Raw genomic sequence first — 16,376 nt, forward strand, 5'->3', positions numbered from 1 at the left:
TTTTACCCGTTCAAAGGGCGATTATTTTTTGTCTTTCACTTCTTCAAACTCAGCGTCGACAACATCGTCATCTTTCGCGTTGTTCGCGGAAGCATCAGCTGAACCCGCCTGCTGCTGTGCATGCTGCTGCTGAGCGATTTCCATCAGTTTCTGGGAAACCTGTGCCAGCGCCTGCATTTTCGCTTCGATATCTGCTTTGTCTTCGCCTTTCAAAGACGTTTCCAGCGCAGTCAGAGCGGACTCGATAGCAGTTTTGTCGTCAGCCGGCAGTTTATCGCCTGCTTCTTCAACCTGCTTGCGAGTGCTGTGCAGCAGATGGTCACCCTGGTTACGGGTCTGGACCAGCTCTTCAAACTTACGGTCAGATTCTGCGTTCGCTTCTGCTTCGCGAACCATTTTCTGAATTTCTTCTTCGTTCAGACCAGAAGACGCCTTGATGGTGATCTTCTGCTCTTTACCGCTGTTTTTATCTTTCGCAGAAACGTGCAGGATACCGTCAGCATCGATATCGAAGGTCACTTCGATCTGCGGCATACCGCGCGGTGCCGGGCTGATACCATCCAGGTTAAACTGACCCAGATCTTTGTTATCAGCAGCACGTTTACGTTCACCCTGCAGCACATGGATGGTTACCGCGGACTGGTTGTCTTCAGCGGTAGAGAACACCTGGCTGTGCTTGGTCGGGATAGTGGTGTTTTTCGCGATCAGCGGTGTCATCACGCCGCCCATGGTTTCGATACCCAGAGACAGCGGGGTAACGTCCAGCAGCAGTACGTCTTTAACATCACCGGTCAATACACCACCCTGAACAGCAGCACCGATTGCTACAGCTTCGTCCGGGTTAACGTCTTTACGCGGTTCTTTACCGAAGAACTCAGCAACTTTCTTCTGTACCATCGGCATACGAGTCTGACCACCGACCAGGATAACGTCCTGAACGTCAGAAACAGACAGACCAGCATCCTGCAGAGCAACTTTCAGCGGCTCGATAGAACGGTTAACCAGGTCTTCTACCAGGCTTTCCAGTTTCGCACGAGTCACTTTGATGTTCATGTGTTTCGGACCAGACGCATCTGCAGTGATGTACGGCAGGTTAACGTCGGTCTGCTGCGCAGAAGACAGCTCAATTTTCGCTTTCTCTGCGGCTTCTTTCAGGCGCTGCATTGCCAGCGGGTCGTTACGCAGGTCAATGCCCTGATCTTTCTTAAATTCATCAACGAGATAGTTGATCATGCGGCTATCGAAGTCTTCACCACCGAGGTGGGTATCACCGTTGGTTGCCAGAACTTCGAAGGTTTTTTCACCGTCAACTTCGTCGATTTCGATAATAGAGATATCGAAAGTACCACCACCGAGGTCGTAGACCGCGATAGTACGGTTGCCGACTTCTTTGTCCAGACCGTAAGCCAGTGCAGCAGCGGTCGGTTCGTTGATGATACGTTTGACTTCCAGACCTGCGATACGGCCGGCGTCTTTCGTTGCCTGACGCTGAGCATCGTTGAAGTATGCAGGTACGGTGATAACCGCTTCAGTTACCGGTTCGCCCAGGTAATCTTCAGCCGTTTTCTTCATTTTTTTCAGCACTTCAGCAGAGATCTGCGGCGGTGCCAGTTTCTGACCTTTTACGTCAATCCATGCATCACCGTTGTCAGCACCGATGATTTTGTACGGCATGATGGCTTCATCACGCTGTACTTCTTCGTCCTGGAAGCGGCGGCCAATCAGGCGTTTAATCGCAAACAGGGTGTTTTGCGGGTTTGTCACTGCCTGACGTTTAGCCGGCTGACCAACCAGAGTTTCACCATCCTGGGTATAAGCAATGATAGAAGGCGTGGTGCGATCGCCCTCGGCGTTCTCCAGCACACGTGCAGTAGTGCCATCCATAATCGCTACACAAGAGTTGGTAGTACCCAGGTCGATACCAATAATTTTACCCATCTAAACGTCTCCACTAAAAATTCTGTCATCAGGTGGTTGTGAATCTGTAATAAGGGCGAAACGTGCGGTTTCAACTACCCTGAATCGTTTTTTTTCAGACTCACCACTGCGGTTGTCTACAAGATGGGGTCGTAACCCACGTCATCAAGGGGGGCATGCAAATTTTTTTTAGCCCGATCGTAATAAAATGAGAGATAACGGGCAGAAAAACAGGAAAGTAAATAGTCACCACCCCAAAATAATTCATAAAACCAATATTAAAAATACCAGTCATTCACTTGAAAATTGTAATAAAAAGAAAAGATTACCTGCATGAACCGTTTTTCCAACGGCGGTATTATGGTCACTGGTCACTCACTTTTGAACCCGTCAAAGAGAAATTTCATGAAATCCCTGTTTACCCTTCCCACCAGCCTGTTGATAGGCCTGCTGCTGAGCAGCGCTGCACAGGCTAACGATCATAAAGTTCTGGGAATGATTGCCATGCCCAGAAATGCAACCAACGATCTCACGCTAAGAATCCCTGTTTGTCGTGTCGTGAAGCGTATTCAACTGACGGCAGACCGTGGTGATATCACACTAAATGGCGCTTCCGTTTATTTTAAAGCCGCGCGCATGTCCAGCCAGAGCCTGAATGTTCCGTCCTCCATCAAAGAGGGGAAAACCACCAACTGGATTAACATCAATAGCGACAACGACAACAAACGCTGTGTGTCTAAAATCACCTTCTCTGGCCAGTCAGTAAACTCCTCCGACATGGCGACCTTAAAAGTCATTGGTGATGACTAACCCCCTGACTTCTCGGCCATGATATTCAGTACTGGGGAAAAAAATTCATTTTCCCCTCATCAGATCATAGACAGCCCCCTCTCCCCTGATTATCATGCCGCGCCCCGAAGTCCGTGATCGTTTTTCGGGGAAATTATTTCACCATTCAATCAATGATGATTTTGAGGAATTATGGGCAACACTAAGTTGGCTAATCCGGCACCGCTGGGCCTGATGGGCTTCGGCATGACCACCATTTTGCTTAACCTGCATAACGCGGGTTTCTTCGCCCTTGACGGTATTATCCTGGCGATGGGACTGTTCTACGGCGGTATCGCGCAAATTTTTGCCGGTCTGCTGGAGTACAAAAAAGGCAATACCTTCGGCTTAACCGCCTTCACCTCTTACGGCTCGTTCTGGCTGACGCTGGTCGCGATCCTGTTAATGCCGAAAATGGGCCTGACAGAAGCACCGAACGTGCAGTTCCTCGGCGTGTATTTGGGTCTGTGGGGCGTGTTCACCCTGTTCATGTTCTTCGGCACACTGAAAGCAAACCGCGCGCTGCAGTTTGTCTTCCTGAGCCTGACCGTGCTGTTCGCCCTGCTGGCTGTGGGCAATATTGCAGGTAACGAAGCGATTATTCATGTTGCTGGCTGGATTGGCTTAGTGTGTGGCGCAAGCGCCATTTACCTGGCGATGGGTGAAGTGCTGAACGAACAGTTTGGCCGCACCATCCTGCCAATTGGTGAAATGCACTAATTCTGTCTGTATCCCCCCGCAAGGGGGGATAATCCTTACAGACGCTGTAATTCTCCCTCAGCGTCCGTATCACGATGATAAATATCCTGTCGTAGCCAAATCCCCAGCCCTAAACCCACCAACGAAAGCGCCAGCACATACCAGGCCGGAGCCATCGGCGACACACTCATCAACATCGTGACCGCGATTGGCGTCAAACCACCGAAAATGGCATACGAGACGTTATAGGAAAAAGAAATACCAGTAAAACGGACTTCCGCCGGGAACGCCCGTACCATCACGTAAGGCACCGCGCCAACCACGCCAACGCAAAGCCCAACCAGACCGTACAACAGGAACAGGTGCTCAGGATGACTGCCGATCAGGTGATAGAAAAACCAGCTGGAACAGGCCAGCAGCAGGCTACCGACAATAAAGGTTTTGCTGGCACCCACTCTGTCGACCACGAATCCCGCCAGCAAGCACCCGATGCACAGCATAATGGTGGCCACGCTGTTGGCCTGTAACGTCAGCGCAGGTGCAAAACCATACTGTTTTTGCAGCCAGACGGGCGACATCAGGATCACCACCACAATCCCAGCTGAGAGCAGCCAGGTCAGTAGCATCGACACCGCCACTGCTTTTTTATGCTTGCTGACGACCGACTTCACCGGCAGTTCCTGCGCCAACGCTTTGCGCTGCTGCATCTCGAGAAAGATCGGCGTCTCCTGCAACCAGCGGCGCAAATACATTGCCACCAGCCCAAACGCACCTCCCAGCAAGAAAGGTATACGCCAGCCGTACTCATGTACCGCCTGCTGCGTCAGGCTGGTATTCACCAACGTGGCCACCACCGAGCCCAGAAGGATCCCCACCGTTAACCCGGCGGTCAGCGTTCCACAGGCAATGCCGATACGGCGCTCCGGCACGTGTTCGGCAACAAACACCCAGGCCCCCGGCACTTCTCCTCCAATGGCGGCACCTTGCAGAATACGCATCAGCAACAGCAACAGCGGGGCCAGGATCCCCATCGAGGTATACGTCGGCAGCAGACCTATCGCCAGCGTCGGTATCGCCATCAGTAAAATGCTCAGAGTGAACATTTTTTTGCGCCCGACCAGATCGCCAAAATGCGCCATGATGATGCCGCCTAACGGGCGCGCCAGATAGCCCGCGGCAAAAATACCGAAGGTTTGCACCTGACGTAGCCATTCGGGAATGTCCGCGGGGAAGAACAGCTCACCCACAACGGCGGCAAAGAAGACAAAGATAATAAAATCATAAAACTCGAGCGCCCCACCGAGAGCAGCGAGCGAAAGGGTTTTATAATCCTGGCGATTCAGCGGTCGAGAATGTTGTGACATAGCAAACCATGCGTCAGTGGAGTGATTGAAGGTGTTTAGCGATACGTGTAAATCAAAAATTACTATATCGTAAACAATTCAATACTCCACCGGCATTGCGCTTTATGTCACGAAAAGGCTACTTTCAGGCATTTGTATCGCGTATCGCGCTTTTAGGCCGAAAAGATGCTACCACTTCCGGGGCGGTTTCCACATACGGTCCATCCAGCAGCTGTATACAATATGGTACACTTGCAAAAATACCCGCCACAATAACGTTACCGTCGGCGTCTTTCACCCCTTCCAGCGTTTCTTTGATCGATTTCGGCTGGCCAGGCAGGTTGAGGATCAGTGCCTGCTTGCGAATAACCCCAACCTGACGGGAGAGGATCGCCGTCGGCACAAAGTGCAGGCTAATCTGGCGCATTTGTTCACCAAAGCCGGGCATCTGCCTGTCGGCTACCGCCATCGTAGCATCTGGGGTTACATCACGACGCGCCGGGCCGGTGCCGCCGGTGGTCAGCACCAGGTGACAGCCCATTTCATCAACCAGTTCACACAATGTTTGTTCAATGATCGCCTGCTCATCCGGGATCAACCGGGTTTGCAGTTCAAAAGGCGTTATCAGGGCGGACGCTAGCCACTCTTCAAGTGCGGGAATACCCTTATCCTGATAAACACCGCTGGAGGCACGGTCAGAAATAGAAACTAAGCCAATGCGTAAAGTATTCATGATTATTCCGTTTAAACAGTCTCGTTAAACAGAATGATACACTGCGAAGGGAAGGACAGACAGATTTCAGAAGAGGTAGCGTGACCCCCGTCAGGGCCACGCGCAAATGATTACAGCAGATCGCCGATCATTTTTTCCAGTTTGCCCTGGTCTACAGCAAACTTACGGATACCGTCTGCCAGTTTGTCTACAGCCATCGGGTCCTGGTTGTGCTGCCACAGGAACTCAGCTTCAGTGATACGTGCAGGACGCGCTTTCACTTCGCCAGAGAAGGACAGTTTACGTTCGAGCGCGCCTTCGCTTTCAGCCAGCTCTTTCAGCAGTGCCGGGGCAATAGTCAGACGATCGCAGCCCGCCAGCTCAATGATTTCGCCAATGTTACGGAAGCTCGCGCCCATCACCACGGTTTCGTAACCGTGCTGTTTGTAGTACTCATAGATTTCCGTGACGGAAACCACACCCGGATCTTCTGCCGGTGCGTACTCTTTCTTATCGGTGTTGGCTTTGTACCAGTCCAGAATACGGCCAACGAACGGAGAAATCAGGTAAACGCCTGCTTCTGCACATGCACGCGCCTGCGCGAAGGAGAACAGCAGAGTCAGGTTACAGTTGATGCCTTCTTTTTCCAGCTGCTCCGCGGCACGGATACCCTGCCAGGTAGAAGCCAGTTTGATCAGAATGCGATCGTTGCTGATGCCAGCATCGTTGTACATTTTGATCAGACGTTTCGCTTTCGCGATAGACGCTTCGGTGTCGTAGGACAGGCGCGCGTCAACTTCAGTAGAGATACGACCCGGGACCAGTTTCAGGATCTCCAGGCCGATGTTTACCGCCAGTTTGTCCGTCGCGTCGACGACCTGCTGCGCGCGGTCGTTGCTCTGCTGCTTAGCCCAGGCCACAGCGTCATCAATCAGCTTGCGGTATTCCGGGATCTGCGCTGCGTTAAGAATGAGAGAAGGGTTAGTTGTGGCATCCTGAGGCTGATACAGCTTCATTGCCGCGATGTCTCCGGTGTCGGCCACTACAGTGGTGAACTGACGAAGGGAGGTCAATTTGTCCGTCATGATAGCGTTTCTCTTTAAACAGCGTGTTAGGGGGATGTAACCGATCTTTCCTGATGATAGCACGACGCACTCTCAGCGCAACCGCCGGGAGTGCCTCACCTGCCGTTCAGCCCTGATTACGCATCTCAGAGCCTATAGTGCGCAATTAAAGAGTCGACCTGATGTTATGGTAAACTCCCGCTATCAATCTCATTACAAGGTTTATACTGTTCGATAATTGGTAGCGCTTACATCAGGATATTAGCGCGTGCCGGCATCAACAAGAGGGATGTTAATGCCTGATTTTTTCGCATTTATTAATGAAATACTGTGGGGCTCGGTGATGATCTATCTCCTGCTGGGCGCAGGATTTTGGTTCACTTACCGTACCGGTTTCGTCCAGTTCCGCTACGTTCGCCAGTTTGGCAAAAGTCTTAAAAATAGCATCAACCCACAACCTGGGGGTTTAACCTCATTTCAGGCTCTGTGTACCAGCCTCGCCGCCCGTATCGGCAGCGGAAACCTGGCAGGCGTTGCCCTGGCTATCGCGGCTGGGGGGGCGGGTGCCGTCTTCTGGATGTGGGTCTCGGCGGTGATCGGCATGGCAACTTCATTTGCCGAATGCTCACTCGCCCAACTGTATAAAGAACGCGACAGTAAAGGCCAGTTTCGCGGCGGACCCGCGTGGTATATGGCGCGCGGGCTGGGCATGCGCTGGATGGGCGTTCTGTTCGCCATCTTTTTACTCATTGCCTATGGCTTAGTTTTTAACAGCGTCCAGGCGAACTCGGTCTCGCGTGCGCTGGAGTTTGCTTTCGACATCCCCCCCCTCGTATCCGGGATCTCGCTGGCAGTGCTGTCTTTGCTCGTCATCGTCGGCGGTATTAAAGGCGTTGCCCGCCTGATGCAATGGATCGTGCCCTTAATGGCCCTGCTGTGGGTCGGCTGCAGCATCGTCATCTGCCTGTGGCATATCGGGCAGATCCCTGAGGTCATCGTCACCATTGTGAAAAGCGCGTTTGGCTGGCAGGAAGCCGCCGCCGGCGCCGCCGGGTATACGCTAAGCCAGGCCATTGCCAGCGGCTTTCAACGCGGTATGTTTTCTAATGAAGCGGGCCTGGGTTCAACGCCTAACGCCGCGGCCGCGGCCGCGTCATGGCCTCCGCATCCCGCCGCACAAGGCATTGTGCAGATGATTGGCGTGCTGGGCGATACGTTGGTTATCTGTACGGCCAGCGCAATGATTATTCTACTGGCAGGCAATGGCACCACGTACGTTCCAATGGAAGGTATTCAACTGGTCCAGAAGGCTATGGTAACGCTCACGGGGGAATGGGGTGCCGGGTTCGTTGCGCTGATTGTGGTTCTGTTCGCCTTCAGCTCTATTGTCGCTAACTACATTTATGCAGAAAATAATCTGATCTTTCTGAAACTGGACACCATTCGCATCATCTGGATTTTGCGTATTACCACCGTCTGCACCGTGATCGGCGGAACACTACTCCACTTTCCGCTGGTGTGGCAGCTCGCCGACATTATTATGGCCTGCATGGCCATCACGAATCTGACGGCGATTTTGCTGCTTTCCCCGGTTGTTCATACTCTTGCCAGCGACTACCTGCGCCAGCGAAAACTCGGCGTGCGACCGGAATTTGATCCGCAGCGTTATCCTGATATCAGACAACAGCTTGCACCTGATACCTGGGATGAGCCGCCGCGCAGCTAGCGCGGCAATCGCAACCATCGATCAATTCTGTCGTTTTTTTTGCTACAGTCGCAGTAAATCTCCCGCAAGGACTGGATATGCTGATTCTGATTTCACCTGCAAAAACGCTCGACTACCAAAGTCCACTGGCCACCACGCGCCATACGCTGCCCGAGCTGCTGGACCATTCCCAGCAGCTTATCCACGAAGCGCGTCAGCTGTCTGCACCGCAAATAGGTAAGCTGATGGGGATAAGCGACAAGCTGGCGGACCTGAACGCCACCCGTTTCCACGACTGGCAGCCTGACTTCACGCCCGATAATGCGCGTCAGGCCATCCTGGCGTTTAAAGGCGACGTCTACACTGGGCTGCAGGCAGACACCTTCAGCGAGGCCGATTTTGATTTCGCCCAACGGCATTTACGCATGTTGTCCGGGTTGTACGGCGTGCTGCGCCCGCTGGATCTGATGCAGCCTTACCGCCTCGAGATGGGCATTCGCCTTGCCAACACCAAAGGCAAAGATCTCTACCAGTTCTGGGGGGACATCATCACTGACAAGCTGAACGAAGCGCTGGAAGCACAAGGCGACAACGTGGTGATTAACCTCGCCTCGGATGAGTATTTTAAGTCCGTGAAACCGAAAAAACTGAACGCGGAGCTGATCAAACCGGTCTTCCTCGACGAGAAAAATGGCAAATTCAAAGTGATCAGTTTCTATGCTAAAAAAGCGCGCGGTCTGATGAGCCGCTATATCATTGAAAACCGCTTAACCCAGCCAGAACAGCTGACCGCCTTTAACAGCGAGGGCTATTTCTTTGATGAAGAAGCTTCCGGTAAAGGCGAGTTGGTGTTTAAACGTCACGAGCACTAGTGTACATGCCGGATGGCGGCTAACGCCTTATCCGGCCTACGACACAAAACGAATGCCCGTAGGCCGGATAAGACGCGCTAGCGTCACCATCCGGCACAACAATTATCCGCGGGTCATCATCAGTTGACGCAGCGCGGCAAAATCAGCCGGTAGATGATGCGACAGCAGCGGCAAGTCCGCACGCTCCGCCAGCTCTTTTGGTAGATCCAGCGTCACATCAAGGATCTGTTCAACGCTTTCTTTAAACTTCGCCGGGTGCGCGGTCCCAAGGAACAGGCCATATTCGCCTGGGTTCAGTTGATCACGCAGCGCGCGGTACGCCACCGCCGCGTGCGGCTCTGAGGTGTAGCCAATCGCCTGCAGCTCACGCATCGTTTCCTCAGTGGTCGCATCGTCAACGGCCGCATAGCCCAGTTCGTTCAGACGCCAGATTTTACGACGGAACAGCTCTTCCACGCGCGGCCAGTTGTTCGGCTGGCTGACATCCATGGCATTCGATAAGGTCGCCTGGGTGGCTTTCGGCGCCCACTCGCCTTCTTCAAGGAAACGCGGAACCGTATCGTTGACATTGGTTGCCGCGATAAAACGCTTCACCGGCAAACCGAGTGATTTTGCCAGCAGTCCAGCGGTCAGATCGCCAAAGTTGCCGCTCGGTACAGAAACCACCAGCTGATTGCGCGCCTCCTGCGGCAGTTGCGCCACGGCCTCAAAGTAGTAGCAGATTTGCGCCAGCAACCGGCTGATGTTGATCGAGTTAGCCGAATTTAATCCCAGCGCCACCTTTAGTTCTTCGTCATCAAACGCCTGTTTCACCAGCGCCTGGCAGGCATCAAAATCACCGTCAATGGCGACAGTTTCAATGTTTCCACCCAGCGTACAGAACAGTTTTTCCTGTAACGGGCTGATCTTACCGTTAGGATAGAGGATCACCACGCGCACATTTTTCAGGCCATAAAAGGCATGCGCGACCGCCGCCCCGGTATCGCCGGACGTGGCCGTCAGGATGGTTACCGGCTTGTCGCCGCTGATGTGCGTCAGCATCTGCGCCATAAAGCGCCCGCCAAAGTCTTTAAAGGCCAGCGTCGGGCCGTGGAACAGCTCCAGACAACCGACATCCCCCGTCACCTGAGCAACCGGCGCAGGGAATGCAAACGCCGCGCGCACGCGATCTGCGAGGACGTCATTCGCTATTTCATCACCAATAAAGGCGGACAGGATCTTTGCGCTACGGCTGACAAAATCCAACTTCAGCATTTCATCGATTTCGGTCAGGCTAAATTCCGGCAGATCGTGCGGAAAAAATAACCCCTGTTTTCTACCCAACCCTTGGGTGACGGCCTGCGCGAAACTGACCTGCTCGTTATGATCTTTTAGATTGTAGAGTTTCATTTATTTTCCCAGTACCCGTGCGCCCGCCGTGTCCAGCCGGCAAATATGAACAAAGCCTTCCTGATTTTGCAGGTAATTTTTACCCAGCCAGTCTGCAACCCGCTGCGCCGTCTCCGGTTTATCGCACAGGGCAAACAGCGTCGGTCCAGAACCGGAAATACCACTGGCCACCGCGCCGATTTCCGCCACTGCCTGACGCGCCTGGCTGAAGCCGGGCAGCAAGCGGGTGCGATATGGCTCGGCAATCACATCTTTCATCAGCTTTGCCGCTAACCCTGGCTGACGGGAATAGCAAGCATGAATGAAGCCCGCCAGATGTCGCCCGTGGGCGATACAGTCCTGGCGACGGTATTGCGCCGGTAAAATCGCCCGCGCTTCAGCCGTTGAAACCTTAATTCCCGGATAGGCCAGCACCCACAACCACTCATCAAAGCCTGGCACCTGTTGGCTGATAATGCCGTTTTCCTCAATCATCAACTGCATACCGCCCAAAAAGCAAGGCGCCACATTATCGTAGTGAACACTGCCGGAGATACGCCCTTCCAGCTCACCCATGATCGCCAGCAGGCGGGTGTCGTTGAGCGGTTTACCGCAGTGCTCATTCATTGCCACCAGCGCGGCCACAACAGAACAGGCGCTGGAGCCTAAGCCGGAGCCAATCGGCATATTTTTTTCCAGCGTCATCGTCACCGGAACGGCTTTCCCCAGCTCCTGACAAAATCGCTCCCAGCACTGGTAGACGATATTTTCCCGCGGCTCTGACGGCAGTTTGCTCGCAAAGCGCCCCAGGTTGTTGAGGCTAAAGCTGTCAGCGGCTTCCACAGAGACAACATCACCTAACAAAGAACCATCAACGGGCGTGACCGCCGCCCCAAGCACATCAAACCCGACGCTCATATTGGCACTGGAAGCCGGGGCATAAACTCTCACCATGTTAAACTCCTAACTTCCATGAAAGGGTGCGTAGCAGATCGGCAAAGACGCCCGCCGCCGTGACATCATTACCTGCACCGTAACCACGCAGTACCAGCGGTAATGGCTGGTAGTAGTGACTGTAGAACGCCAGCGCGTTTTCGCCATTTTTCACTTTATACAGCGGATCGTTGCCATCCACTTCGGCGATTTTCACCCGACACACACCGTCTTCTTCGATATTGCCAACATAGCGCATGACTTTCCCCTCATCACGGGCTTTCGCCACGCGCGCGGCAAACGCATCATCGAGCTGCGACAGCTTAGCCATAAACGCAGAGACATCGCCAGAATCATCAAAATCTTGCGGTAACACCGGCTCAATAACGATATCGCTAAGCTCCAGCTCGCGACCGGTTTCGCGGGCGAGGATCAGCAGTTTGCGCGCCACATCCGTCCCGGAAAGGTCATCGCGTGGATCGGGCTCGGTATAGCCCATTTCGCGTGCCAGCGTGGTGGCTTGCGAGAAGCTCATGCCTTCATCCAGCTTGCCAAAAATAAACGACAGCGAACCGGACAGAATCCCCGAGAAGCGTTGCAGTTCATCACCTGCACTGAGCAGGTTTTGCAGGTTTTCGATAACCGGTAATCCCGCGCCAACGTTGGTGTCATAGAGGAATTTACGTCGGGACTTCGCGGCGGCAAAACGTAGCTGATGGTAGTAATCCATCGACGAGGTATTCGCCTTTTTATTCGGCGTCACGACGTGGAAGCCTTCGCGCAGGAAGTCCGCATACTGATCTGCCACGGCCTGACTTGACGTACAGTCCACAATCACCGGGTTAAGCAGATGGTATTCTTTCACCAGGCGAATTAAGCGACCGAGGTTGAAAGGTTCCTTGGCTTCCGCCAGCTCCGCCTGCCAGTTTTCCAGATTCAGACCGTGAACATGGGTCAGCAGGGCCTTCGAATTCGCCACCCCGCAAACGCGTAAATCAATATGCTTGCTCTTCAGCCAGGTTTGTTGCCGCTTAAGCTGTTCAAGCAGCGCAGACCCGACGCCACCGACGCCTATGACAAAGACTTCTATCACCTGATCGGTATTGAACAGCATCTGATGCGTCACGCGCACGCCGGTGGTGGCATCATCATTGTTCACCACCACCGAAATAGAGCGCTCAGACGAGCCCTGGGCGATAGCCACGATATTGATGTTGGCACGGGCCAGCGCGGCAAAGAATTTCGCGGAGATACCGCGCAGCGTACGCATACCGTCGCCAACTACTGAGATGATCGCCAGGCGCTCAGTGACCGCCAGCGGCTCCAGCAGCCCTTCTTTCAACTCGAGGTAGAATTCATCCTGCATCGCACGCTGTGCACGCGCACAGTCGCCCTGCGGGACGCAGAAGCTGATGCTGTATTCAGAAGACGACTGGGTGATCAGTACCACCGAAATCCCTGCGCGAGACATCGCGGCAAACACGCGGGCCGCCATGCCGACCATCCCTTTCATTCCAGGGCCCGACACGCTGAACATCGCCATATTGTTGAGATTCGAAATGCCTTTTACCGGCAGATCATCTTCATCGCGGCTGGCGCCAATCAGCGTACCCGGCGCTTGTGGGTTACCGGTATTTTTAATCAGGCAAGGGATCTGGAACTGGGCAATCGGGGTAATGGTGCGCGGGTGAAGCACTTTGGCGCCGAAATAAGACAGCTCCATCGCTTCCTGATAAGACATTGACTTCAGCAGTCTGGCATCGGGGACCTGACGCGGGTCGCAGGTATACACGCCGTCAACGTCCGTCCAGATCTCACAGCAGTCTGCACGCAAACAGGCAGCCAGCACGGCGGCGGAGTAATCAGAGCCGTTACGTCCCAGCACCACCAGCTCACCTTTTTCATTCCCGGCGGTAAAGCCTGCCATCAACACCATATGGTCTGCCGGAATACGGCTGGCGGCAATTCGACGCGTAGACTCGGTAATATCAACGGTCGATTCGAGGTAATGACCCACCGCTAACAGTTTCTCAACCGGATCAATAACCGTCACTTTGTGGCCACGTGCTTCCAGCAGCCCGGCCATAATTGCGATCGACATTTTTTCACCACGGCAGATAAGCGCGGCGTTGATGCTGTCCGGGCACTGTCCCAGCAGGCTGATGCCGTGCAGGACATGCTTAATTTGGGCAAATTCTTGTTCAACAAAGGCTTTGAGTTGCGCCAGCGGGAAAGCGGGCTGAACCGCGGCAAGACCGACCAAAAGCTCAGAGAAAATACGTTCAGCGTCGCTGATATTGGCTAAAGCATCCTGGCCACCGATGGTCTTCTCAATCATCGCCACCAGATGGTTAGTGATTTTTGCCGGGGCAGAGAGGACGGTCGCAACCTGCCCCTGCCTGGCATTGCTTTCCAGAATATCGGCAACCCGCAGAAAGCGCTCTGCATTTGCCACTGATGTACCGCCAAACTTCAACACTCGCATGGTTTACCTCGTTGCCTCTGGTCGAAAAAAAAGCCCGCACTGTTTAGGTGCGGGCTTTTTTCTGTGTTTCCTGTACGCGTCAGCCCGCACCGTTACCTGTGGTAATGGTGATGGTTGTAGTAATGGTGGTGCCGATGCGTTTCATGATGTTGTGTGCTCTGTAATTATTATCTGTCTGTGCTCTATTCTTTTAGGGTTAATGTATCTCGTGACCTAAGTCAATAAATTTCTAAATTGATCACGTTCCGAAACTTGTTCACGAGTCACTGCTTACCGTTTTACTTTCAACCAATACGGCGCGTCAGGCACGCTTGAAGTTAGAATAAAAAACCCACAAAGAATAGATTGGCAATATTTTATTTTGTGATATTTTTTTCAATATCATGTAAAAAACGGTGCAACATTGCCGTGTCTCGCTGTCCTAACAGGCCCATTCGTTGTTGCAACCAGTCCGTGAGTTTGATGTCATCGGCAACATCCAGCGTGGTCAATAAACGTAAAACACGCGTCCGTAATGCCTGGAGCTGAAGCTCATCCGTCACCTCAGCGGTTTTAGCGGGCTGTTGTATTAAACCGGCTAATTGATAGCAATACACCATCACCGCCTGCCCCAAATTCAGTGAAGGATAGTCAGCCACCATCGGTACGCCGGTCAACACGTCCGCCAGCGCCAGTTCTTCATTCGTCAGGCCAGAATCCTCACGGCCAAAAACCAGCGCAGCGTGATCCATCCACGCCGATTTTTCCTCCAGCAACGGAACCAATTCGACCGGAGTAGCGTAATAATGAAACTTTGCGCGACTGCGCGCCGTGGTAGCAACGGTAAAATCCACGTCGTGCAGCGCCTCGGCTAACGTTGTAAAAACGTTAATATTATCAATAATGTCACCCGAACCGTGGGCCACCCAGCGCGTGGCCGGTTCCAGGTGTGCCTGACTGTCAACGATCCGCAACTCGGTGAATCCCATGGTTTTCATCGCACGGGCTGCCGCACCAATATTTTCCGCTCTGGCAGGGGCCACCAGAATAATTGTTAAACGCATTTTGCTACTCTTTTTGGTCAGTTTGCCGATAATAATGTGATGCACATCAACATATTACGCAGCGCGAATTTACATATTTTTAACAGAGATCACTGAAAAAGCATTTTACATTAAGTAAAAAATGCTAAACTGTTTCGTACCTGTACTATTGCTTTTTATGTTAACAGAAGTTGCATATCCTTCTGTTTATTCATGATAATTTAATTTAAAATGGATCTCATTCGTAGGATTCATTACATTTATTAGTTAGCACGTGCAACTAGTTGTATTATTGCAATTTTGTGATGAAAGCTAACATTTGGATACGATGATTTCATCAAACTGTTAACGTGCTACAATTGAACTTGATATATGTCAACGAAGCGTAGTTTTATTGGGTGTCCGGTACGTCTTAGCCTGTTATGTTGCTGTTAAAATGGTTAGGATGACAGCCGTTTTTGACACTGTCGGGTCCAGAGGGAAAGTGCCCACGACCAAGCTAATGATGTTGTTGACGTTGATGGAAAGTGCATCAAGAACGCAATTACGTACTTTAGTCATGTTACGCCGATCATGTTAATTTACGACATGCATCAGGCAGGTCAGGGACTTTTGTACTTCCTGTTTCGATTTAGTTGGCAATTTAGGTAGCAAACATGCAGACCCCGCACATTCTTATCGTTGAAGACGAGTTAGTAACACGTAACACGTTGAAAAGCATTTTCGAAGCGGAAGGCTATGATGTATTCGAGGCGACAGATGGCGCGGAAATGCATCAGATCCTCTCTGAATATGACATCAACCTTGTGATTATGGATATCAATCTGCCAGGTAAAAACGGTCTTCTGTTAGCGCGCGAACTCCGCGAACAAGCTAACGTTGCGCTGATGTTCCTGACGGGCCGCGATAACGAAGTCGATAAAATTCTCGGCCTCGAAATCGGCGCGGATGATTACATCACCAAACCGTTTAACCCGCGTGAACTGACTATCCGTGCTCGTAACTTGCTGTCCCGTACCATGAACCTGGGCACGGTCAGCGAAGAACGTCGTAGCGTCGAAAGCTACAAGTTCAATGGTTGGGAACTGGACATCAACAGCCGTTCTCTGATCGGTCCTGACGGCGAGCAGTATAAACTGCCACGCAGCGAATTCCGTGCCATGCTTCACTTCTGTGAGAATCCGGGCAAGATCCAGTCTCGCGCAGAACTGCTGAAAAAAATGACCGGTCGCGAACTGAAGCCGCATGACCGTACCGTTGACGTGACTATCCGTCGTATTCGTAAGCATTTCGAATCTACGCCGGATACGCCAGAAATCATCGCCACCATTCACGGTGAAGGCTATCGTTTCTGCGGCGACCTGCAGGATTAATCTCATCCTTGCGGGAACAAAAACGGCGCGTAAAGCGCCGTTTTTCATTTTATCT

15 protein-coding genes and 1 other annotated feature are annotated in these 16,376 nt (G+C 52.5%); of the genes, 5 read left to right on the forward strand and 10 right to left on the reverse strand.

Annotated elements, in window-relative coordinates; genetic code table 11:
• Positions 1-21: 21 nt before the first annotated feature.
• Positions 22-1,938, reverse strand: a complete 1,917-nt coding sequence (gene dnaK, locus AC3ITF_RS18950; RefSeq protein ID WP_096758373.1) for a molecular chaperone DnaK — start codon at positions 1,936-1,938, stop codon at positions 22-24.
• Positions 1,939-2,322: 384 nt separating this feature from the next.
• On the opposite strand from dnaK, the gene AC3ITF_RS18955 reads away from it, so the two are divergent.
• Complete coding sequence (locus tag AC3ITF_RS18955; RefSeq protein ID WP_135912615.1) at positions 2,323-2,727, forward strand: DUF2541 family protein; 405 nt, start codon at positions 2,323-2,325, stop codon at positions 2,725-2,727.
• A gap of 171 nt (positions 2,728-2,898) precedes the next feature.
• Positions 2,899-3,465, forward strand: a complete 567-nt coding sequence (gene satP / locus AC3ITF_RS18960; RefSeq protein ID WP_096758375.1) for an acetate uptake transporter — start codon at positions 2,899-2,901, stop codon at positions 3,463-3,465.
• 35 nt (positions 3,466-3,500) lie between these two features.
• On the opposite strand, the gene AC3ITF_RS18965 is transcribed toward satP, so the two are convergent.
• The 3 genes from AC3ITF_RS18965 to tal form a co-directional block, all read right to left on the reverse strand.
• The gene (locus AC3ITF_RS18965; RefSeq protein ID WP_182296706.1) at positions 3,501-4,808 is read right to left on the reverse strand and encodes an MFS transporter; all 1,308 of its coding nucleotides are present in this window, start codon (positions 4,806-4,808) and stop codon (positions 3,501-3,503) included.
• Between the two features lie 124 nt (positions 4,809-4,932).
• The gene (mog, locus tag AC3ITF_RS18970; RefSeq protein WP_489175930.1) at positions 4,933-5,520 is read right to left on the reverse strand and encodes a molybdopterin adenylyltransferase; all 588 of its coding nucleotides are present in this window, start codon (positions 5,518-5,520) and stop codon (positions 4,933-4,935) included.
• A 110-nt stretch (positions 5,521-5,630) separates the two neighbouring features.
• Positions 5,631-6,584 carry a transaldolase gene (gene tal / locus AC3ITF_RS18975; RefSeq protein WP_096758378.1) on the reverse strand — a complete coding sequence of 318 codons (954 nt, stop codon included), beginning with the start codon at positions 6,582-6,584 and terminating at the stop codon, positions 5,631-5,633.
• 274 nt (positions 6,585-6,858) lie between these two features.
• Here tal and AC3ITF_RS18980 point away from each other — a divergent pair, with 274 nt between their 5' ends.
• Both AC3ITF_RS18980 and yaaA read left to right on the forward strand, forming a co-directional pair.
• Positions 6,859-8,289, forward strand: coding sequence for an alanine/glycine:cation symporter family protein (locus tag AC3ITF_RS18980; protein ID WP_115259510.1), 1,431 nt, complete (start codon positions 6,859-6,861; stop codon positions 8,287-8,289).
• A 77-nt stretch (positions 8,290-8,366) separates the two neighbouring features.
• Positions 8,367-9,140, forward strand: a complete 774-nt coding sequence (gene yaaA, locus AC3ITF_RS18985) for a peroxide stress protein YaaA (protein ID WP_115259511.1) — start codon at positions 8,367-8,369, stop codon at positions 9,138-9,140.
• A gap of 102 nt (positions 9,141-9,242) precedes the next feature.
• On the opposite strand, the gene thrC is transcribed toward yaaA, so the two are convergent.
• The 6 genes from thrC to yjjY form a co-directional block, all read right to left on the reverse strand.
• The gene (gene thrC / locus AC3ITF_RS18990; RefSeq protein WP_096758381.1) at positions 9,243-10,529 is read right to left on the reverse strand and encodes a threonine synthase; all 1,287 of its coding nucleotides are present in this window, start codon (positions 10,527-10,529) and stop codon (positions 9,243-9,245) included.
• Positions 10,530-11,462 (reverse strand): homoserine kinase, encoded by a 933-nt coding sequence (gene thrB / locus AC3ITF_RS18995; RefSeq protein WP_096758382.1) that lies wholly within the window; start codon positions 11,460-11,462, stop codon positions 10,530-10,532. It abuts the gene before it with no gap.
• Position 11,463: 1 nt separating this feature from the next.
• Positions 11,464-13,926: a bifunctional aspartate kinase/homoserine dehydrogenase I gene (gene thrA, locus AC3ITF_RS19000; protein WP_181595903.1), complete on the reverse strand. Its 2,463-nt coding sequence runs from the start codon at positions 13,924-13,926 to the stop codon at positions 11,464-11,466.
• 23 nt (positions 13,927-13,949) lie between these two features.
• Positions 13,950-14,076 (reverse strand) — a sequence feature (Thr leader region).
• A complete protein-coding gene (gene thrL / locus AC3ITF_RS19005; RefSeq protein ID WP_096759473.1) occupies positions 14,006-14,071 on the reverse strand; it encodes a thr operon leader peptide in 66 nt (21 codons plus the stop codon). Its footprint overlaps the feature before it by 66 nt.
• A gap of 206 nt (positions 14,077-14,282) precedes the next feature.
• Positions 14,283-14,969, reverse strand: coding sequence for a tRNA/rRNA methyltransferase (locus tag AC3ITF_RS19010; protein ID WP_115259514.1), 687 nt, complete (start codon positions 14,967-14,969; stop codon positions 14,283-14,285).
• A gap of 399 nt (positions 14,970-15,368) precedes the next feature.
• Positions 15,369-15,509 (reverse strand): YjjY family protein, encoded by a 141-nt coding sequence (gene yjjY / locus AC3ITF_RS19015; RefSeq protein WP_001541509.1) that lies wholly within the window; start codon positions 15,507-15,509, stop codon positions 15,369-15,371.
• A 95-nt stretch (positions 15,510-15,604) separates the two neighbouring features.
• On the opposite strand from yjjY, the gene arcA reads away from it, so the two are divergent.
• Positions 15,605-16,321, forward strand: a complete 717-nt coding sequence (gene arcA / locus AC3ITF_RS19020; protein WP_001194359.1) for a two-component system response regulator ArcA — start codon at positions 15,605-15,607, stop codon at positions 16,319-16,321.
• Positions 16,322-16,376 lie beyond the last annotated feature (55 nt).

The organism is Citrobacter sp. KH_055_1 (assembly GCF_057838705.1).